This window comes from Vibrio sp. R15-SG3-ISO1B (assembly GCF_059833835.1).
On sequence record NZ_JCBDGG010000040.1, the window covers coordinates 1 to 21,721 of the forward strand.

14 protein-coding genes, 1 tRNA gene and 2 rRNA genes are annotated in these 21,721 nt (G+C 51.1%); 7 read left to right on the forward strand and 10 right to left on the reverse strand.

The window, feature by feature from the left end:
- From AC6R0S_RS11640 to AC6R0S_RS11650, 3 genes are all read left to right on the forward strand, one after another.
- A 23S ribosomal RNA gene (locus AC6R0S_RS11640) occupies positions 1-1,912 on the forward strand; the annotation flags it as partial.
- Positions 1,913-1,997: 85 nt separating this feature from the next.
- Positions 1,998-2,113, forward strand: a 5S ribosomal RNA gene (gene rrf / locus AC6R0S_RS11645).
- A gap of 162 nt (positions 2,114-2,275) precedes the next feature.
- A tRNA-Ser gene (locus AC6R0S_RS11650) sits at positions 2,276-2,366 on the forward strand.
- A 249-nt stretch (positions 2,367-2,615) separates the two neighbouring features.
- On the opposite strand, the gene add is transcribed toward AC6R0S_RS11650, so the two are convergent.
- From add to glnA, 6 genes are all read right to left on the reverse strand, one after another.
- Complete coding sequence (gene add, locus AC6R0S_RS11655) at positions 2,616-3,620, reverse strand: adenosine deaminase (protein WP_500637963.1); 1,005 nt, start codon at positions 3,618-3,620, stop codon at positions 2,616-2,618.
- 96 nt (positions 3,621-3,716) lie between these two features.
- Entirely contained in the window at positions 3,717-6,272 is a 2,556-nt protein-coding gene (gene gepA / locus AC6R0S_RS11660; protein ID WP_500637964.1) for a phosphodiesterase GepA, read from the reverse strand.
- A 139-nt stretch (positions 6,273-6,411) separates the two neighbouring features.
- Positions 6,412-7,815: a nitrogen regulation protein NR(I) gene (glnG, locus tag AC6R0S_RS11665; RefSeq protein ID WP_334554965.1), complete on the reverse strand. Its 1,404-nt coding sequence runs from the start codon at positions 7,813-7,815 to the stop codon at positions 6,412-6,414.
- A 79-nt stretch (positions 7,816-7,894) separates the two neighbouring features.
- On the reverse strand, positions 7,895-8,941 hold the full coding sequence (gene glnL / locus AC6R0S_RS11670; protein WP_334554963.1) for a nitrogen regulation protein NR(II): 1,047 nt from the start codon (positions 8,939-8,941) through the stop codon (positions 7,895-7,897).
- Positions 8,942-9,059: 118 nt separating this feature from the next.
- Positions 9,060-9,698, reverse strand: coding sequence for a DUF4124 domain-containing protein (locus tag AC6R0S_RS11675; RefSeq protein ID WP_500637965.1), 639 nt, complete (start codon positions 9,696-9,698; stop codon positions 9,060-9,062).
- A gap of 142 nt (positions 9,699-9,840) precedes the next feature.
- The gene (gene glnA, locus AC6R0S_RS11680; RefSeq protein WP_500630188.1) at positions 9,841-11,250 is read right to left on the reverse strand and encodes a glutamate--ammonia ligase; all 1,410 of its coding nucleotides are present in this window, start codon (positions 11,248-11,250) and stop codon (positions 9,841-9,843) included.
- Between the two features lie 542 nt (positions 11,251-11,792).
- Here glnA and typA point away from each other — a divergent pair.
- Entirely contained in the window at positions 11,793-13,622 is a 1,830-nt protein-coding gene (gene typA / locus AC6R0S_RS11685; RefSeq protein ID WP_500637966.1) for a translational GTPase TypA, read from the forward strand.
- Between the two features lie 133 nt (positions 13,623-13,755).
- Here typA and AC6R0S_RS11690 read toward each other — a convergent pair whose 3' ends face one another.
- The gene (locus AC6R0S_RS11690) at positions 13,756-14,394 is read right to left on the reverse strand and encodes a DUF2959 domain-containing protein (protein ID WP_500630187.1); all 639 of its coding nucleotides are present in this window, start codon (positions 14,392-14,394) and stop codon (positions 13,756-13,758) included.
- 103 nt (positions 14,395-14,497) lie between these two features.
- Between AC6R0S_RS11690 and AC6R0S_RS11695 the strand changes: the two genes are divergently transcribed.
- The 3 genes from AC6R0S_RS11695 to AC6R0S_RS11705 are packed head-to-tail and all read left to right on the forward strand — an operon-like array spanning position 14,498 to position 16,806.
- On the forward strand, positions 14,498-15,439 hold the full coding sequence (locus AC6R0S_RS11695) for a virulence factor BrkB family protein (RefSeq protein ID WP_500625618.1): 942 nt from the start codon (positions 14,498-14,500) through the stop codon (positions 15,437-15,439).
- Entirely contained in the window at positions 15,411-15,845 is a 435-nt protein-coding gene (gene dtd, locus AC6R0S_RS11700; protein WP_500625617.1) for a D-aminoacyl-tRNA deacylase, read from the forward strand. The genes AC6R0S_RS11695 and dtd overlap by 29 nt, the downstream gene beginning before the upstream one ends.
- 22 nt (positions 15,846-15,867) lie before the next feature.
- Positions 15,868-16,806, forward strand: a complete 939-nt coding sequence (locus AC6R0S_RS11705) for a bifunctional GNAT family N-acetyltransferase/hotdog fold thioesterase (protein WP_500628046.1) — start codon at positions 15,868-15,870, stop codon at positions 16,804-16,806.
- A gap of 8 nt (positions 16,807-16,814) precedes the next feature.
- Here AC6R0S_RS11705 and AC6R0S_RS11710 read toward each other — a convergent pair whose 3' ends face one another.
- The 3 genes from AC6R0S_RS11710 to hslO all read right to left on the reverse strand — a co-directional run bounded on the left by AC6R0S_RS11710 (position 16,815) and on the right by hslO (position 21,714).
- Positions 16,815-18,800: an AsmA family protein gene (locus tag AC6R0S_RS11710; RefSeq protein ID WP_500637967.1), complete on the reverse strand. Its 1,986-nt coding sequence runs from the start codon at positions 18,798-18,800 to the stop codon at positions 16,815-16,817.
- Positions 18,801-18,871: 71 nt separating this feature from the next.
- A complete protein-coding gene (pckA, locus tag AC6R0S_RS11715; protein WP_500637968.1) occupies positions 18,872-20,500 on the reverse strand; it encodes a phosphoenolpyruvate carboxykinase (ATP) in 1,629 nt (542 codons plus the stop codon).
- 338 nt (positions 20,501-20,838) lie between these two features.
- The gene (gene hslO, locus AC6R0S_RS11720) at positions 20,839-21,714 is read right to left on the reverse strand and encodes an Hsp33 family molecular chaperone HslO (protein WP_500637969.1); all 876 of its coding nucleotides are present in this window, start codon (positions 21,712-21,714) and stop codon (positions 20,839-20,841) included.
- Positions 21,715-21,721: the final 7 nt, after the last annotated feature.

Here is a 21,721-nt window from a genome sequence, read left to right on the forward strand (position 1 = left end):
CCGCCAGCTAAGGTCCCAAATTATTACTAAGTGGGAAACGATGTGGGAAGGCTTAGACAGCTAGGATGTTGGCTTAGAAGCAGCCATCATTTAAAGAAAGCGTAATAGCTCACTAGTCGAGTCGGCCTGCGCGGAAGATGTAACGGGGCTAAGTAATAAACCGAAGCTGCGGCAATACCTTTTAGGTATTGGGTAGGGGAGCGTTCTGTAAGCCGTTGAAGGTGTGTTGTAAAGCATGCTGGAGGTATCAGAAGTGCGAATGCTGACATGAGTAACGATAATGGGGGTGAAAAACCTCCACGCCGGAAGACCAAGGGTTCCTGTCCAACGTTAATCGGGGCAGGGTAAGTCGACCCCTAAGGCGAGGCCGAAAGGCGTAGTCGATGGGAAACGGGTTAATATTCCCGTACTTCAACTTATTGCGATGGGGGGACGGAGAAGGCTAGGTGGGCCTGGCGACGGTTGTCCAGGTTCAAGTGCGTAGGCTTGAGAGTTAGGTAAATCCGGCTCTCTTTAAGGCTGAGACACGATGTCGAGCGCCCAAGGGCGTGAAGTCATTGATGCCATGCTTCCAGGAAAAGCCTCTAAGCTTCAGATAAGTTGGAATCGTACCCCAAACCGACACAGGTGGTCGGGTAGAGAATACCAAGGCGCTTGAGAGAACTCGGGTGAAGGAACTAGGCAAAATGGTACCGTAACTTCGGGAGAAGGTACGCTCTTGACGGTGAAGTCCCTCGCGGATGGAGCTATTGAGAGTCGCAGATACCAGGTGGCTGCAACTGTTTATTAAAAACACAGCACTGTGCAAAATCGTAAGATGACGTATACGGTGTGACGCCTGCCCGGTGCCGGAAGGTTAATTGATGGGGTTAGACTTCGGTCGAAGCTCTTGATCGAAGCCCCGGTAAACGGCGGCCGTAACTATAACGGTCCTAAGGTAGCGAAATTCCTTGTCGGGTAAGTTCCGACCTGCACGAATGGCGTAATGATGGCCACGCTGTCTCCACCCGAGACTCAGTGAAATTGAAATCGCTGTGAAGATGCAGTGTACCCGCGGCTAGACGGAAAGACCCCGTGAACCTTTACTACAGCTTGGCACTGAACATTGAGCCTACATGTGTAGGATAGGTGGGAGGCTTTGAAGCAGGTACGCCAGTATCTGTGGAGCCGACCTTGAAATACCACCCTTGTATGTTTGATGTTCTAACTTAGCCCCGTTATCCGGGGTGAGGACAGTGCCTGGTGGGTAGTTTGACTGGGGCGGTCTCCTCCCAAAGAGTAACGGAGGAGCACGAAGGTGGGCTAATCACGGTTGGACATCGTGAGGTTAGTGCAATGGCATAAGCCCGCTTGACTGCGAGAATGACAATTCGAGCAGGTGCGAAAGCAGGTCATAGTGATCCGGTGGTTCTGAATGGAAGGGCCATCGCTCAACGGATAAAAGGTACTCCGGGGATAACAGGCTGATACCGCCCAAGAGTTCATATCGACGGCGGTGTTTGGCACCTCGATGTCGGCTCATCACATCCTGGGGCTGAAGTCGGTCCCAAGGGTATGGCTGTTCGCCATTTAAAGTGGTACGCGAGCTGGGTTTAGAACGTCGTGAGACAGTTCGGTCCCTATCTGCCGTGGGCGTTGGAAGATTGAAGGGGGCTGCTCCTAGTACGAGAGGACCGGAGTGGACGAACCTCTGGTGTTCGGGTTGTGATGCCAATCGCATTGCCCGGTAGCTAAGTTCGGAATCGATAACCGCTGAAAGCATCTAAGCGGGAAGCGAGCCCTGAGATGAGTCTTCCCTGATACTTTAAGTATCCTTAAGGGTTGTTCGAGACTAGAACGTTGATAGGCAGGGTGTGTAAGCGCTGTGAGGCGTTGAGCTAACCTGTACTAATTGCCCGTGAGGCTTAACCATACAACACCCAAAGGGTTTTGATGGACTCAATGAAGAACATTGAATGTGTAAGAACTGAAAACAGCTTTCCGAATTAAAGAATTTGCTTGGCGACCATAGCGATTTGGACCCACCTGATTCCATGCCGAACTCAGAAGTGAAACGAATTAGCGCCGATGGTAGTGTGGGGCTTCCCCATGTGAGAGTAGGACATCGCCAGGCTTTGATTATAAATTGTTCCCATAACTTGCATCTTTTGCTGCTGCGATGCTCATGTGCGATTGCACACTGCGCGTCTCACACCAAAATCTGCGGCGTTATAGAAACAATTTCCTAATCAAAGCAGCCTTTATGGGTGAGTAAGACTTTGATTAGACAATTTGTGGAGAGATGGCTGAGTGGTTGAAAGCACCGGTCTTGAAAACCGGCATACGTTAATAGCGTATCTAGGGTTCAAATCCCTATCTCTCCGCCACCATTGAAAGCCTCGCTAGTGATAGCGAGGCTTTTTTCATATCTGTGCATATCTATTTTTTCAAATCTATATCTACCGACTGCGACTGTCACTATCATGTGTTTTTCGAGTCGCTGCAACCTACCTGTCCTTGACCTTTCCCCTCAAAAACGACATCCACAAACGCCAAATACAAAAAAGCCAGCACTATGGCTGGCTAGATGCGGTCGGCTAGATGCGGTCGGCTAGTTGCGACCGGCCAGGTGCGGTCTAGACGCGTTGGGCGACTTTCTCTCTCAGGGTTTGTTTGTCGGCTTCGGACAAAAAGGCCAACTCTAAACCATTGATCTGAGCTTGACGGATTTGCTCTGCTGATAAGCCTGCTTGCGGCGCGGCGACCTCATACTCATAAGGAAGCTCGATGCCCTCAACAGCAGGGTCGTCGGTGTTGAGACAGGCTAGCACGCCATGTTCAAGGAAGGTCTTAATCGGGTGGTTGGCCAATGAATCCACGGTACTGGTTTGGATATTAGACGTCAGGCAGGACTCAATGCCAATGCGCTGCTCAGCGAGATAATCCATCAATTTCGGATCGTGGATGGCTTTTACACCGTGGCCAATACGCGTCGCACCAAGTTGGTTGATCGCTTGCCACATGCTTTCTGCTCCCGCCGCTTCGCCAGCGTGAACCGTGACGTTGAGGCCCGCATCCTTCACTTGCTTAAAGTGCTTCACGAAGCGATCACCGGGTTGGCCGAGTTCGTCACCGGCGAGGTCAACGGCAACAATGTGATCTTTCTGTGTCAAAATCGCATCCAACTCTTGCTGACAGGCATCGGTGCCAAAGGTGCGGCTCATGATCCCAATCAGATTGGCTTGAACGCCAAAATCTCGCACACCCGCTTTTACACCATCGACGACGGCTTCCACCACACCAGCCACGGGCAGTTTGTGTTTCATCGCCATGTAGTAAGGAGAGAAACGCAGCTCGGCATAGTCAATACGAGCATTCAGAGCGTCTTCCACGTTTTCATAGGCGACTCGGCGACACGCGTCAAGATCACCCAAGACCGCTACGCCCCAATCAAGCTTGGACAAAAAGGCAACCAATGAAGGCTCTGCTTCCACAATTTGTACGTGGGGGGTTAACGATGCCACATCATACGCGGGCAAGGCGACGCCAAACTTCTGGCCCAGTTCTAAAATCGTTTGAGTGCGAATATTGCCGTCAAGGTGACGGTGCAAATCGGTAAGCGGGAGATTTTTCGTTATCATTATGACGGATCCAATGGGTCTAATTTGAGCTAAGTATAAGAGTCAATGATGTGAGTGTCAGTAGGATAAGCGCGCAAAATCGACCCGATGTGCTGATTATCGCTTCATGTTAACCAGATCTGTTGGCCAATCCTGATAGGTAATGGGGCGGCTGTAGAGGAAGCCTTGACCTAATGGACAGGCGAGGGAGGTGAGCATTTGCGCTTGCTCTTGGGTCTCGATCCCTTCGGCAACCAGTTCCACTTTCATGCTCTTGGTCATGTTGACAATCGCAGCGACGATCGACGTATCGAGCTGCTCTGGGCGCATTTTGTTGACAAAGGTGCGATCGATCTTTAGACAATCGAACGGCAGCTTGTGCAAATACGCCAGTGAGCTGTAACCCGTACCAAAATCATCGATGGCGATGTGGACACCAAGATCGCGAATGGCCCGCATGTTTTTGATGATCACTGGGTCATTATCGACAATACGGGACTCGGTGATTTCCAACGTCAGGTTATCGGCATCGAGTCCGGACTCATCAAGGATGCGCTTGAGTGAGGCAATCAAATCGACATTCGACAGTTGTTTGACCGACAAATTGACGTGGATATGGAAATCCTCATCCCATTTTCCGTCTTGCATCCCCTTCACTGTATCATTACAGGCTTGACGCAAAATGGTCTCACCGATGGCGCCAATCAGTCCGCTCTCTTCAGCGATAGGGATGAACTCCATAGGAGAGATAAGCCCTGAATCTGCGGATTGCCAGCGTGCTAGCGCTTCGGCGCCGACCACTTTGCCACTGGCTAAATCGACGATCGGTTGATAGAAAGGTAAGAACTCTTGGTTCTCAACGCCGGACTGAATCTTCGCTTGCATTAGCGTGCGTTTGCGCGAAATATCCGCCATCTCGGGTTTGTAGTAACTGATGTTGGACGGCTCTTGCTTAGCGTTACTCAGGGCAATACTGCCGTTTCTTAGCCACAGGGTCATGTTGTGGCTCGGCCCTTCTTCCACAATCCCGACGGAGACATTGACTACCACATTTTCACTCGCCATGGAAAACGGCGAGGCAAACATCTGCAACACTTGGTTAGCGTAGACATTGGCAGGTTCGTTGTCGCGATGAGCGGGAATATAAATCGCAAACTCATCGCCACCGATGCGCGCCAAATAGCTGTTTTGTTCAAACCGTGTTTTCAGCCGCTCTGCAATGATCGCCAGCAGTTGATCGCCTTGCAGGTGGCCGAGGCTGTCATTGATATCACGGAATTTGTTGATCCCGACTAACAGCAGGGTCCCCTCGAGCTTTCTCAGGCTATCACAGGTATCGACCAGCCCTTCACGGCTATATAAGCGAGTCAGCGAGTCGTACAGCAGTTGCGATTTTAAGGCTTTGAAAGAGGCTTTGAGGTTGTTTGCCATTTCGTTAAACGCGAACACCAAGAGATTGGTTTCATAGATATGGCCAGGTTTAGGCATGTGGCTATCCCAATCGCCTTTGGCAAGATGCTTGGCGGCATCAGCGGTTGAGGTGATGGGTTTGACCACTTTGTTCAGAGCGATAAGGCAGACGAGGACCCCCAAGACGCTGACCAATAAACCCGTTAACCAACCGTTGCGCTGACTTTGTGCCAAATCGCCCAGTAAATCTTGCTCAGCGATGGCGACGCCGATATACCAGGTCAAACCATGCGAGTCGGTGTAGGGCGTAATGTGGTTGAAGTAACGTTGGCCATTTAGCGAAAGCGGGAAGCGATAATATTGCTGCTGCTCGAAACGTCCTTGCTGGAATAGATTGGCCTCGCTGGCGTGCAAGGCACTGGCTTTGACCACCGGATGACCACTCTCGATGGCAAGCAGGCGGTCGCCTTTTTTGCTCTGCGCGGTACCCCAAGAAACGACGCTCCCTTCGGTGGAATGGGCGACTAAACGCTGCTCGGCATCCGTAATGTAAATAATCACGCTGTTCTTATCGCGTTGCTGACGCAAGAAGGCATTAAACGTGTCGATTTTCAGATCGGCACCCACCACGCCGACAAACTTTTCTTCAGCAAACACGGGCGTCAGTGCAGTCAGCGTGATATCTTGCCGCTCATCGGCATTGGCGTAAATGGACGACCAGGCACCATGGTGATGGTCTGCGATTGGCGTGTACCAAGGGCGCACACGCGGGTCATAGTTATCGATGACGGAGCGAACCTCTCCAGAGACCTGTTGACCGCGATAAATCACCAGTTTGTCTAAAGTGCGGCGGTCTTTTAGCATCAAGGTCAGCCCTTGATTGGCTTCGCGGCGATAACCGACATATTCGGCGCCTTCACCACCAAAACCAATCGCATCCAAGTTAGGGATCGAGCGATAGAGATCCGAAAAGCTGCTGCGCAGATACGCTTCGATTTGGCGCATATCATCATGACGATAGAGCTCACCAAAGCCGATGGTGTGGCTGATCGCCAGACTGGCATCAAAGGCGGGACTGAGAAAGTGATTGAGCTCTAAGGTGACGTTGTCGGTCAGTGACGAGAGCGCCTGGTCACTGACGTTCACGACCATGTCTTCATAACTGCTTTTTTGCACCGCAACAATCACACCCAGTGTGATGATAAAGATCATCACGAATGGGAGAACAACGGCAGTTCTTAGAGTGATTTGAGTGGTCGCCATAAAGTCCGGATTCTTGCGTGTGCGTTAAGTCATCTTATCGGCTTTAAAACAGTCAAGCGAGGAAAAAATCAGAGAAAAATCGAGACCTTGGATCCTTATCATGCAAAGGGTTGCATCTCGATTTTCTCTTTAAATACAATCAGTAAAGCTCTTTCAGTTTTCGGGTAAGTGTATTGCGCCCCCAACCAAGGAGCTTTGCGGCATCCTGCTTGTGACCGTTGGTATGTTCAAGTGCTGCTTCTAAAAGTATACGTTCAAATTCAGGAAGTGCGTAAGAGAGCAGCTCAGAGTCGCCTTTGGAGAGTGCGTCTCGCGCCCAGCTCGACAGTTGCTGCTGCCAGTTTCCTTCGCCACTGCTTTGCGTCGTATGGCTGTCTTGCAGTAACTGCGTCGGCAAATCGTTGGGTAACACTTCACTGCCACTGGCCATCACGGTCAGCCAGCGACAGACGTTCTCTAGCTGGCGCACGTTACCCGGCCAATCGAGGCGGTTTAACGTGTCTACTGTGGTCGGATGCAGTGTCTTCACGTCTACGCCCAGCTCTTCGGCGGCCAGTGCTAAGAAGTGCAGCGTCAGTTTCTCAATGTCTTGTTTGCGTTCGCGCAGTGACGGAATCTTGATGCGGATGACATTCAGGCGGTGGAACAAATCTTCGCGGAATTTGTTCTCATGAACCAATTTTTCTAAGTTTTGGTGGGTCGCAGCGACGATACGCACATCCACTTTGATTGGCGAGTGGCCGCCGACGCGATAGAACTGACCATCGGCTAAGACACGGAGCAAGCGAGTTTGAATATCGAGCGGCATGTCACCGATCTCATCCAAAAACAGGGTTCCCCCATTGGCTTGCTCAAATCGGCCTTGGCGCACGTTGTTGGCACCGGTGAAAGCGCCTTTTTCATGGCCAAACAGCTCCGATTCAATCAAATCTTTGGGAATCGCGGCCATGTTGAGGGCAATAAACGGTTTACTCGCTCGAGGGCTATGACGGTGCAGTGCGTGTGCCACCAGCTCTTTACCGGTACCGGACTCGCCATTAATCAGCACCGAAATGGACGAACGTGATAGGCGGCCGATGGCGCGAAATACCTCTTGCATTGCCGGTGCTTCACCGATGATTTCTGGCGGGCTGTAGGTGTCATGGTCGGCGGTGGCGTGCTCACGCTTTTGCTCGTGGCTGTGCGTAATCGCACGCTCCACTAAGGTGAGGGTTTCGTCGACATCAAAAGGTTTGGGCAGATATTCAAACGCCCCTTTTTGGTAGGCGTTGACCGCGGCATCCAGATCAGAGTGCGCCGTCATGATGATAACAGGCAGGTCGGGTGAGGCCTCGTGAACCTGCTTGAGTAGCTGAATGCCATCAATGCCCGGCATGCGAATATCCGACACCAATACATCGGGTGACTCGCGCTCAAGAGCCATTAAGACACTCTCAGCATCCGCGAAAGTTTCGCATTTAATATTGGCCGACGATAAGGTCTTCTCCATTACCCAACGAATCGAGCTGTCATCATCGACGACCCAAACGTATCCTTTACTCATAACTTCCTTTCCTCACAGCATCGCCAAATGACAGTCTTTCCCTTCGCCTTTGACGTCGGGCAGCAAATAAATCTCTACCTTAAATGGGCAGATAAATCGTAAATGTGGTTCTTCCTGGCCAGCTTTCGACATCGATTTTTCCTTGATGTTGATCGATAAGGTTCTGCGCGATGGATAATCCTAGCCCCGTTCCGCCGTCTCGGCCGCTGACCATAGGGTAAAACAGCGTATCTTGTAGCTCAGACGGAATGCCGGGGCCGTTATCAATCACTTCAATGCGCGCTGCCAGTTTGCAGCGCTGGCCATGGATATTGGTTTGATGCACCGTTCTGGTGCGAATGGTGATCTTGCCATTGTCTTGCGATGACAAAATCTGACCGGCATTACTCACGATATTGAGCAGTGCCTGCTCAATCTGGTCGGCGTCCATCAAAATTTCCGGCAAACTTGGGTCGTAGTCGCGTTCTATCTCGATACGCTGATTGACTTCAAGATCCACTAACTGACGGACTTTTTCCAAAATGAGGTGTAAGTTTTCGAGCTGCTTTTTGCCCGGTTTCTGCGGGCCAAGCAGTCGGTCGACCAAGGCGCGCAGGCGATCCGCTTGCTCGATGATGATGTGGGTGTATTCGGTCAGTGTTGGATCGGGCAAGGTACGCTCGAGCAACTGAGCGGCACCACGCAGGCCGCCAAGTGGGTTTTTGATCTCGTGCGCAAGGCCACGCACTAAGAGTTTAGCGGCTTGCTGCTGCGCATGCTGATTCAACTCTTGTGATAAGCGACGCTGTTGACCAATCTTACGCATCTCAACCAGCAGCATCAGTTTCTTTTCCCAAGATATTGGGCTGACGGTAACCTCCAACATCAGCGGTTTGCCATCAACAACAAAGGTCACGTCACTGTCGGTTATGCTTTGACCACTTTGCAGGGGCTGCGACAACAAGGCGAGATCCATCGAAGCGTGCTGAACTAAATGAGAGAGTGGTTGGCCCACAATGCGTTTCATGCTCTGGGCAAAGAGTTGCTCGGCAGCAGGGTTGGCGTAGCGAACCTGAAGCGACTCGTTCATGATGAGTATCGCGGTCACTTGATGATTCAAGATGATGTCGTTTAATCCACTTTCCACTCGGTTTACCCTCTTCCGTGAACCTGAATAGTGCAATGCACAAAAATGGTGCATTGCAACACCCAAGTATGGCGCAATTCCAGAGAGAGTAAAAGCTCAAACGCTTGATTTTATGGGCTTAGGGCGAGCTCGGCGCCGCAGCGGTACTGACTCTCTGTAGATGCACCGTAATAGGGTTGGAAGATGCAATAAGCTTGCCGTCTCTAAAGGCTTGAATAATAAAAGAGTGTGAGCCTCTGTCCACATTGGTCAAGGACCAGTTTGGGCGGTGTGTTGGCGCATCGAAGGGTTGACCGTTCATCAACAGTTGAAACTGCTCGCCAATCGCCAGTTTTCGGTTGGCTTCGCCTTGAATCGTCAAACGGCCGCTGTTGCTGCGCACGGCTTGATCGTCACTGGGTGAGATAATCGTCACTTGCAAAGGTGTATTCACTTGCAAAGGTGTATTCACTTGCAAAGAGGTAGCGGCGTGCTCCGAAGAGGCGCTTGTGGCCTCTTGGCTGCGCGCGTTTGCTTGTGCGTTTGAATGGTCTCTGCTTGGCACTGGCTCGGCGGCATCAAATTCCGGTTGGGGCGGCGGGGAGTTGACGTCAGGCAAGGTTAAAGCGCTCGCCCGCTCATGACCGGGTGAATCACTGAAGTGGCGCACCCCCTCATCATTGACCCAAGTGTAGACAGTCTGGGCGTGACAAAGCGGCAGGCTTACAAAGGATAGACTCAGTAAAGTGAACGCAGTGAAAGGGGCTAGAGGTTTCATACTTAAGCTCTCACGTTGACGGTGTGAACCCATAGTAGTCAAGAGTGGCAATGTGCACAGATAAAAAAAGCTCGCCTGCGAGGCGAGCCTTAGAATTATGTAACGTGACGAAACGTCGCGACTAGATTTTTTATACCGAGACTTATACTGAGTAGTAAAGTTCGAATTCTAGTGGGTGCGTTGTCATGTTCACTTTCTCTACATCTTGCGCTTTTAGGCCGATGTAAGAGTCGATGAAGTCGTCAGAGAATACGCCACCAGCTGTCAAGAACTCACGGTCTGCATCCAGCTCTTCTAGTGCGTCTTTCAGTGAGTAGGCAACAGTTGGGATTTCTGCTGCTTCCTCAGCTGGTAGGTCGTACAAGTCTTTGTCCATTGCTTCGCCTGGGTGGATCTTGTTCTTGATACCGTCAAGACCCGCCATCAGCATTGCTGCGAAACATAGGTATGGGTTCGCTGCTGGGTCACCGAAGCGGACTTCGATACGACGCGCTTTAGGGCTTGGTACCACAGGGATACGGATTGATGCAGAGCGGTTACGCGCTGAGTAAGCGAGCATAACAGGTGCTTCAAAGCCTGGAACAAGACGCTTGTATGAGTTAGTTGACGGGTTAGCAAATGCGTTGATTGCGCGAGCGTGCTTGATGATACCGCCGATGTAGTAAAGCGCAGTTTCAGATAGGCCGCCGTACTTATCGCCAGCAAACAGGTTTACGCCGTCTTTCGCTAGAGATTGGTGAACGTGCATACCGCTACCGTTGTCACCCACGAGTGGCTTAGGCATGAAGGTGGCTGTCTTACCAAACGCGTGAGCTACGTTGTGTACGACGTACTTGTAGATTTGGATTTCATCCGCTTTTGTTGTTAGCGTGTTGAAGCGAGTTGCGATTTCGTTTTGACCCGCAGTCGCCACTTCGTGGTGGTGTGCTTCAACAACCAAACCCATCTCTTCCATGATCAAACACATGGCGCTACGGATGTCTTGAGAAGAATCAACTGGCGCGACTGGGAAGTAACCGCCTTTCACACCAGGACGGTGGCCTTTGTTGCCTTCTTCGTAGTCAGAGCCTGTGTTCCACGCTGCTTCAACGTCATCAATCTTGAAGAATGAACCTGACATGTCAGTCGCAAATTTTACGTCATCAAACAAGAAGAATTCTGGCTCAGGACCGATAAGCACTGTGTCAGCAATACCTGTTGAACGCATGAAGTCTTCCGCGCGTTTTGCGATAGAGCGTGGGTCGCGATCGTAGCCCTGCATGGTTGCAGGCTCTAGGATGTCACAACGAATGTTCAGAGTCGCATCTTCGGTAAATGGGTCAAGTACAGCGCTTGTTGCGTCTGGCATCATCACCATGTCTGACTCGTTGATGCCTTTCCAGCCAGCAACAGAAGAACCGTCAAACATTTTGCCTTCTTCGAAGAAGTCCGCATCAATTTGGTGAGCCGGGATAGAGATGTGTTGCTCTTTACCCTTTGTATCTGTGAAACGTAGGTCAACGAACTTAACTTCGTTCTCTTGGATCAGCGATAGAACATTTTCTACTGACATCTTGGAAAACCTCCAGTGTTGATAAAGCGTGAATGACTCGATTTGGAAAAATCCAGCATTGATTAATTCCGTGTCGCTTGATTAACCGATGCTGATCCAAACTAAGCCAAAATCATGCCAAAAAAATTAATCCATTAATTTCAATTAATTAGCGGATGGGGCTTAAGTTTGGTGCACGTTCTTGCACCAAAATGATCTGGCAGTGCATTATTTTGGTGCAATTTCATTTTTATGCACCAATATGACTCAAGACCGAACACCATTCAGCCTAGATTTTGCTCAATTGTCAATCCGCATTTTTCACCTAATCTGCACTGTGCGTCGGTACGTCAGGCCGTATTGGAATGCCTGCGAGAAAAAACGGAAAATAAAGGTGAAAAGAGCCGAAGCAGATCACATATTTCTGGGTTTTTTGCGAAAATCTGGTACATTATGGCCGTTTTTTTAATCAAGTAAGCACGCGGTTTGATAGGTAATAGGGCAATGGCCCTTATTCACCTAAGATAAACGGCGTGTTTCTCATATTCGAGTGAATCAAATCCATGGCTACTCCACAGATTGATAATTTAAGAAATATCGCGATCATCGCGCACGTTGACCACGGTAAAACCACGCTGGTTGACAAACTGCTCCAGCAATCAGGCACGCTTGAGTCTCGCGGTGAAGCGGAAGAGCGAGTCATGGACTCGAACGACATCGAGAAAGAGCGCGGCATCACCATTTTGGCGAAAAACACCGCCATCAACTGGAATGACTACCGCATCAACATCGTTGATACCCCAGGACACGCGGACTTCGGTGGTGAAGTAGAACGTATCATGTCGATGGTAGACTCAGTGCTACTGATCGTTGACGCGGTAGACGGCCCAATGCCGCAAACCCGTTTCGTAACGCAAAAAGCCTTCGCACATGGCCTAAAGCCTATCGTTGTCATCAACAAGATTGACCGCCCAGGCGCTCGTCCTGATTGGGTTATGGACCAAGTGTTCGATCTATTTGACAACCTAGGCGCGACCGACGAACAGCTAGACTTTAAAGTGGTCTACGCGTCAGCACTGAACGGCTGGGCTACGCTGGAAGAAGGCGCAACAGGCGAGGACATGGAGCCTCTATTCCAAACCATCGTTGATGTGGTTGATGCGCCAAATGTTGACCTTGATGGTCCACTGCAGATGCAGGTCTCTCAGCTAGATTACAGCTCTTACGTGGGCGTTATCGGTGTAGCTCGTGTGACTCGTGGTAGCGTGAAAGCGAACCAACAAGTGACGATCATCGGTGCAGACGGTAAAACGCGCAACGGTAAAGTTGGCACAGTTATGGGCTACCTTGGCCTAGAGCGTCACGAAGTGGAGCAAGCGAACGCGGGTGATATCATCGCCATCACAGGTCTGGGTGAGCTTAAAATCTCTGACACCATCTGTGCACAAAATGCGGTAGAAGCGCTACCACAGCTCTCTGTTGATGAGCCAACAGTAACGATGACGTTCCAAGTCAACACGTCTCCATTCGCGGGTAAAGAAGGTAAGTTCGTGACGTCACGTAACATCCTTGAGCGTCTAGAGAAAGAACTGGTCCACAACGTAGCACTACGCGTTGAGCAAACTGACGATCCAGACAAATTCCGCGTATCAGGCCGTGGTGAGCTTCACCTCTCTATCCTGATTGAAAACATGCGTCGTGAAGGCTTTGAGCTTGCGGTATCGCGTCCTGAAGTTATCATCAAAGAAGAGAATGGTCAGCTATTGGAACCATTCGAGACGGTAACGATCGACGTGATGGAAGAGCACCAAGGCGGCATCATGGAGAACATCGGCCTACGTAAAGGTGAGCTAAAAGACATGTCTCCAGATGGTAAAGGCCGCGTTCGTATGGACTTCGAAATGCCATCTCGTGGTCTAATTGGTTTCCAAACCGAATTCATGACGCTAACGTCGGGTTCTGGTCTTCTTTACCATACGTTTGATCGCTACGCGCCACACAAAGGCGGTAACATCGGTCAACGTGTCAACGGTGTACTGATTGCTAACGCGATGGGTAAAGCGCTGACTAACGCGCTGTTCAACCTTCAAGAGCGTGGTCGCCTATTTATCGGTCACGGTGTGGAAGTGTACGAAGGCATGGTGATTGGTATTCACAGCCGTGACAACGACCTAACCGTTAACGCACTGAAAGGTAAGCAGCTTACCAACGTTCGTGCATCGGGTACCGATGACGCGCAGGTGCTTACTCCGCCAATCAAGATGACGCTTGAGCAAGCGCTAGAGTTCATCGATGATGACGAGCTAGTTGAAGTGACGCCGGAAAGCATCCGTATTCGTAAGAAGTTCCTAACGGAAAGTGACCGTAAGCGTGCGTCTCGCGCAGCGAAGTAATCGCCTTAAAGCATAATGCGTTTAAAAAGCCCCGAGTCTAAGACTCGGGGCTTTTTTTCGTTTTGGGGAGATGCCCCGGGGACGAGATGTCCTGGAGCTAAATATCGTTTGGAGAGAAAGACCTAATAGGGCTCTATTGCTGCAAAGTTTGCAAGAACTTATCGGATTCGCTGATCGCCTCGTTCATTTGCGCGATGGCAAACTGAATCTCTTTCTCTAGGTTGGTAAATTCACCCTGCAATGAACCGATCGCGCTGGCGTTGAGGTTGTGTTTGAGATAGAGCGTATTGTCACGCAGCGTGTTGAGCACTGGGGTCATCTTACTTTCTGCGCGCTTCATCGCTTTGAGCATGGTTTGGTAAGAGGCTTTGGTCTCACGCAGCTTTTGCTCGCTTGAGCGGCGCAGCGTCGCGCTGGTGTAGAGATCCAGCTCCTCTTGCCACTCATCAAACAGCGCCTCGGAAACATCTTCAATCGCGGCAATGCGCGCGGCTACCTCTTCGGCCGCCTCTTCACTGGCTTGGTACTTGTCGTTGATTTGCTCGTAGACGCTTTCCAGCTCACCGCCATCAAACTGCGTGAGTACCGATAGCGCTTCAAGCGCACTGCTGAACTCTTGCTGCGCCTCTTGCTGTGACGTTTTGGCGTCTTCGACCCGATCGATCATGATATCGCGTTTGTGATAGCCTACTTGCTCCATCGCTGAATAGTAGGTGGATTGACAGCCAACCAAGGTCAGCAGAGAGAGCATAAGGGTGAGTAACTGCGGCATAGTGAATTCCTTTTCTGACCGAACACGCGTGCGAGAAGTTTGGCTTATTGCCCCACGGCGCGCACGTTTAGGGTTATACTGTTAATCCTGATAAAGTCATAGGATGACTGAGGAAACAAGGAGATACAAGTTGAAATTGGAGCCTGTCATCAAGCTGGCTGCGCTGTTTGTGCGCTACCTCGCTGCGCGCATTGACCACGACCGCGTCAGTGTGAATGCGGGGTATTTGGCCTACATTACGCTGCTGTCGATCGTGCCCATGTTGACGGTGCTGCTGTCCATTTTGTCCTCGTTTGCGGTGTTTGAGAACGCAGGCGAGGTGATTCAAGACTTTGTCATTACCCATTTTGTCCCTGCGGCGGGCGATGCGGTGAAAAATGCGCTGCTGCAATTTGTTACCAATACGGGCAAGATGACGGCGATCGGCAGTGCGTTCTTATTTGTCGCTGCGCTGATGCTGATCTCCAACATCGATAAGAATCTCAATTACATCTGGAGGGTGCGCAAAAAGCGCCGTTTGGTGTTCTCCTTTTCGATGTACTGGATGGTGCTCACACTCGGCCCTATCCTAGTGGGGGCAAGTATCGCCGCGACCTCTTACGTCACCTCGTTAAACATTCTCGAGCATGAAACCTTGTCGAGTATCTATACCTTGATGTTGCGCTGGTTGCCGTTTTTGTTGTCCTTTTTCGCCTTTATTGGTCTTTATATGTTGGTGCCGAATAAAAAGGTCCGTTTTACCCATGCGGTGATCGGCGCGATTGTTGCGGCGCTGCTGTTTGAGGCGAGCAAAAAAGGCTTTGCCCTCTACATTACTCAGTTTCCTTCCTATCAGTTAATTTATGGCGCGCTGGCCGCGATTCCGATTTTGTTCGTTTGGGTCTATTTGTGCTGGCTGATTGTGTTGATTGGCGCAGAAGTCACAGCTTCTCTTGGTGAGCGGGAGAAGTGGAGCCAGACGTTAGCCGTGGTACACTCACGCCCAGATGAGACAGCACAACAAGAAGGAAAAGAGAGTGATAGCGCTGATTCAAAGAGTGAGTGAAGCGGCCGTTCGCGTCGATGGCGATGTCGTGGGTGAGATTGAACATGGCTTATTGGTCCTGCTTGGGGTCGAAAAAGACGACGACGAAGCCAAAGCCAAGCGCTTGATGGAGCGCGTCACCGCTTATCGCGTGTTCAGCGATGAGGAAGGGAAAATGAACCTCAACGTGCAGCAAGTGGGCGGTAAGCTGTTGGTCGTCTCGCAGTTCACCTTACCCGCAGACACCAAAAAGGGCACGCGAGCGGGCTTTTCTCGCGGCGCGGCGCCACAGGATGCCGAGCGCCTCTATAATTATTTCTCCGATCTGTGTGAGCAAGTACTGCCCACAGAGCGAGGACGCTTTGCCGCAGATATGAAAGTCTCTTTGGTCAACGATGGCCCTGTGACCTTCTGGCTCCAAGCGTAAATACACAGACACAAGGATAGATATGTTTAAGCTAATTACGCCAAAGACGGACAACCAGCTCAACAAGTATTACCATTTTCGTTGGCAAATGCTCAGAGAGCCGTGGCGGATGCCAATCGGCTCTGAGCGCGATGAGTTTGATCCGCTGAGCCACCATCGCATGATTGTCGATGGCCGTGGCCGACCGATGGCGATTGGGCGCTTATACATTACCTCAGATAACGAAGGTCAGATCCGCTTTATGGCGGTCAAAGGCAATCGTCGCAGCAAGGGTATGGGGTCACTGGTGTTGGTCGCGCTCGAGTCGCTTGCTCGTCAAGAAGGCGCCAAGCGCTTGGTGTGTAACGCCCGTGAGGACGCGATAGATTTCTATGAGAAAAACGGCTTTGAGCGCCGTGGTGAGTTGACGGATGAGCGTGGCCCCGTGCGCCATCAGCAAATGGTCAAGCCGCTCGATCCCATGGCAAATGTTCTGCGTAAACCCGAATGGTGCACTGAGCTGCAAGAGCGCTGGGAGCATCAAATCCCGATCAGCGACAAAATGGGCATTAAGATCAACCAGTACACGGGCTATCAATTTGAGTGTGTCTCTCAGCTCAATCCTAACCTCAACCCGCACAACACCTTGTTTGCAGGCTCCGCCTTTACATTGGCCACTCTCACTGGATGGGGCATGACTTGGCTATTGATGAAAGAGCGCAACTTGCACGGTGACATCGTGCTCGCTGACAGCCAAATTCGCTATCGCCACCCTGTGGTACAAAACCCGGTGGCGTCGACCTCCCTAGATGGTATCAGCGGCGATTTGGACCGCTTAGCGCAAGGGCGCAAAGCGCGCATCGTCATCCATGTCACCATCTACAGTGGCGATGTGGCGGCAGTGGAGTTTATTGGTACCTACATGCTGCTGCCTGATTACCGCACTATGCTTGGCGAAGCCGGGCGCGAACTGGCCGTTTAACCCGCTAATTAAGGGCAGCGGTCGAAGATCTGAGTAGCCTGACTGAACACTTCTGACCAAAGGTGCTGACAGCCAGATTCGCTTTTAATCAGCAAGGTGGCAAAGCGTGGTTTGGTCAAATCGATGTGGCCGGCAATACTGGGCGCGTCAAACGGCGCGCTCAGTTCAATGCGGCCGCGATCAACTTGGCTGACGAGCGGCTCACTGGGCAACGCGAGTTGATACTGCTGCTCACCATCACTGCTGTGCGCTTCCAAGTTGGCTTGATGCATGGCCAATGTCACTTTGCCCGACACGCTGTGCGCCAGCATGTTGTAATCACCCGCTAACCCTGACAGCTCGGCACTGAGTTCGGCAAATCCACTCAAGGTAAAGGGCAGCCAGCGCAAAAGCCAGCTTTGCTCTAGCGGCACGCCATCGCCGTGCAAAGTGAGCGACCAAGGACGGCTGATGGTGCGCCTATCGAGGTGACCGCTCGCATCAATATAGCCCGTTGCTAACGGCGCAAAAAAGCGATCCAGATAGACGATACCTTGCTCCACGCGCGCATTGAGCACCGCTTGTGTCGTCAGCAGCTTGTCGTAACTGGCGTTGTTGGCGCTCATCTCAAGCTCTCCCGCAAAGAGTCCAAGCTGGTGGTCTTGAATCAAGGTCAGCCCTTTGCCCCGAACATTGAGGCCACTGAGCTGCCAATAGGGCGCTTTTTCGATTTGGATGACTTGGCCATTGTTGATGTGCAATTGTTCGATAGAGAGTGTGTCGAGGGTGGAGTGCGAACGCTCAAACCAATTCAGCAGGCTTTGTGTATCCTCCAACCATTTGATGTTATTGAGTTTGACCTCGTCGAGCGCCACGTGCGTTGGGCTGACCTTACCGCGCAGCTGCACCCGCCCTTGTTTGAAGTCCGCATCCGACTCCTGCACATTGAGCTCACCTTGACTGAAGGTGATTTTGGTCAGTGGCGAGAGCAATACCAGCTCGCCATTGTGGATACGATCGGCGCTGAGCGATAGGTAGCCATTGTCTTGTTGCCACAGCGATTGGGTGAGGTCGAGGTTTTCCAGCGAGGCATCGAGATTGTCCAATTGCCAATCTTGATAGCGCAAGGTCGCGCCAAGAATATCCAAGCTGTTGATGTGGGCAATCGGCAGCGTTACAGCGGCGAGACTGCGGCGCAGGCGCTCAATGTTGAGCGGCTGATTTTGGTTTGGATGGGTTAACGTCACATTGACCAGTGACCAACCGTGTGGATATTGCTCCGCCTGGCCTGACAGCTGCGCGTTATTCCAGTCAAACGAGGCACCATAGACGGTGCTGTTTTGTGCGCGATAGCGACCATCAATCAGTAGGTTATTCAACGCTTCGCCGTGAATATAGAGCTGTTTCGCCGCCAGTTGAATGTCGCCAAACGGCACCGTTTGCGTATCGGATTGCCAACTTGGCGCTTGAATTTGCAGATCCACATCGCGCGCGGACCAGTGGGCACCGCTCAAATCGACATGCTTCAACGCCAGTTGCTGGGTATGAATGGGCAGAGGAGAACGCGTTGTATCGCGCAGCGGGTTCAGCCAATCGCGCAGTTGTGTGACATCCAAGCGAGCTTCTTCTATCAAAACGGAGTCGAAGGCGAGTTTGCCCTCCTTCCACGGCCACTGGCTGAGCCATAGGGTGAGCTTGGGCAACTGGAGCGTGGGGTGGTTATGGTCTGTATCGCTAAAGAGGGAATCGGGCTTTCCAGCGGCAAGGTGCAGGGAGACTTGCTCCATCTCAAACTGGTAAGGCGCTGTGTAACGCAGTGACTCAATCTCGATCTGATAAGGGGTCAAGGACTCAAGCAGTTGCTTGACCACTTGCGGTGCTTTGTTCGTGTGCAACGCAGCAAACAGCGCACCGATAGCCATCATCGCTATCAGCAGTATTGAGATCATTAACCACTTGAGTGTTTTCTTCACAGTCCAGTCCGTTGGGGTCACCTTGTGTTTAGAGTGAAACATTTTGCTTCAACAGGCAATCAAAAAGCCCCTCAAATGAGGGGCTTGGCGACAGTTAACGGTGAAGGGTCACGTTATTTGAGTTGTGGCCCTGCCGCAACCAGTGATTGACCTTCAGCGTTGTCGGTGTACTTATCAAAGTTGTTGATAAAGCGCTCGGCCAAATCGTTGGCTTTGCTTTCCCACTGCAACGGATCAACGTAGGTATCACGGGGATCCAAAATCGCAGGGTCGACACCCGGTAGAGAGGTCGGCACTTCGAGGTTGAAGATTGGAATGTGCTTCGTTTCTGCCTGTTCAATCGAACCATCTAAAATGGCGTCGATGATGCCGCGCGTATCTTGGATAGAGATACGTTTGCCACTGCCATTCCAGCCGGTATTGACGAGGTAGGCTTCAGCACCCGCCGCTTCCATACGTTTGACCAACACTTCTGCATACTTGGTTGGGTGAAGCGTGAGGAACGCAGCACCAAAACAGGCAGAGAAGGTCGGCGTTGGCTCCGTAATGCCACGCTCTGTACCCGCAAGTTTGGCGGTAAAGCCAGACAAGAAGTGGTACTTGGTTTGCTCCGGCGTCAATTTAGACACAGGAGGCAGCACGCCGAAGGCATCCGCAGAGAGGAAGATCACTTTGTTCGCATGACCACCCTTAGACACCGGTTTAACGATGTTGTCGATGTGCTCGATAGGGTAGGAAACGCGCGTGTTTTCAGTCTTCGAACCGTCATCAAAATCGATGGAGCCGTCATTGCGTACCGTGACATTTTCCAACAAGGCATCACGACGGATGGCGTGGTAAATATCTGGCTCGGCTTCTTTCGATAGTTTGATGGTTTTGGCGTAGCAGCCGCCTTCGAAGTTGAACACGCCATCGTCATCCCAGCCGTGCTCGTCGTCACCGATCAGGGCACGTTTTGGATCGGTGGATAGTGTGGTTTTACCTGTACCAGATAGACCAAAGAAAATCGCCACATCGCCTTCTTTACCCATATTGGCACTGCAGTGCATAGACGCGATGCCTTTCAATGGTAAGAAGTAGTTCATCATGGCGAACATGCCTTTCTTCATTTCACCGCCGTACCAGGTACCGCCGATCAACTGCATGCGCTCGGTGAGGTTGAACACGGTGAAGTTCTCTGAGTTGAGGCCGTGCTCTTGCCATTTATCGTTGGTGCACTTCGCGCCGTTCATGACGACAAAGTCGGGTTCAAACGTTGCCAACTCTTCTTCGCTTGGGCGAATGAACATGTTCTTCACGAAATGGGCTTGCCACGCCACTTCAGTGATGACGCGAATACTGAGGCGCGTATCAGGGTTGGCGCCGCAGTAGCCATCAATCACAAACACGCGTTTGCCAGATAGCTGATGGGTGACCAAGGCTTTGAGGTCGTTCCAGACCGCTTGATCGATAGGTTTGTTGTCGTTTTTCACCGCGTCGGATGTCCACCACATGTGCTCTTCGGTGGTGGTGTCTTTCACGATGTATTTATCTTTTGGTGAGCGGCCGGTAAAAATCCCGGTATCAACAGCGACTGCGCCGAGTTCGGTGACTACGCCTTTTTCGTAGCCTTCCAGATCCGCGCGAGTTTCTTCTGCGAACAACATCTCGTAACTGGGGTTGCGTACCACCTCTTTTACGTTGTGAAGTCCGTGCTTGGTAAGATCAAGTGTTGCAGCCTTTGTATGTTCCATAACGGTCATAGGTGCTCCTTATAGGAATATTTTTGTAGGGATTTTGTCAATATTTTTTTATTTATCTGCTCACCATGCTAGCAATGGGCTTGCTCGAAAACAGGGATATAGTTCAAAGATTAACCGTAATTTTCGTGGGGTTTTAAGCGACTCATCACATATTGGCGCGATCAGTGTATCGTGTGCGCAAAGCATTGCGCTAGAGCGCAAGGGATTATTAATTGCTTAAAATTAAGAGGTTAGTTTATTACGGCTGAAGCGAGTGATTACGGCCATTGGATCACAAAAAGGCCGACATAGAGTCGGCCTTTTGATAGAAAAATTACACGCTTGCTGCGTTATGAAAATTAATGCAGCGTGGAATTGCCGTTTGAGGCTTGTGAGAACAGTTCGGCGACTTCGAATTCATCAAACGAATAATTCGTGCCGCAGTAATCACAATGTAAAGAAATTGAACCTTCTTCGGCCAAAATGTCGTTTACTTCCACACGGTCGAGCGTAACGATTGCTGCGCCACTGCGTTCACGCGAACAGCCACAATGGAACGCAACAGGTTGCGGATCAAACAGGCGGACTTTCTCTTGGTTGTATAGACGGTACAGCAACTCATTGGCTTCAAGTGAGAACAACTCTTCATCTTTGACGGTATTAGTGAGCTGCTCTAGGTGCTCAAAATCATCCGCGCTGCCGGTGCCATCGGGCATCACTTGGATCAACATGCCAGCGGCTTTCGGCGTCCCTTCATATTCACCGGTGCGAATCCATAGACGCGTTTTCAACTGCTCAGAGTTAGCAAAGTAGCCTTCGAGGATCTCGGCTAAGGTATCGCCTTCCAGTGCAACAATGCCTTGGTAACGTTCACCTTGTTTCGGATCGATGGTGATCACCAAGTAGCCTTTACCCATCATATCGTGGATGCTGGCATCATCGGCAATGTCGCCCTCAAAGCGCGCCACACCGCGGATTTTCTGTTTGTTGTCACCGTTAATCACCGCGAGAGAGACCGGGCCATCCCCTTGCAGTTGCAGTGTAATGGACCCTTCAAACTTCAGCGTAGCGGTGAGAAGAGTGGTTGATACAAGCAGCTCACCCAGTAGCTTTTGAATAGCGACCGGGTATTCCTTGCTGGAAATGATGCGTTGGTAGGCTTCGTCCAGTTGTACCAACTCGCCACGTACTGATAGTTCTTCAAATAAGTAGCGATTCAAAACATTGCTTGCCATGTGGCGA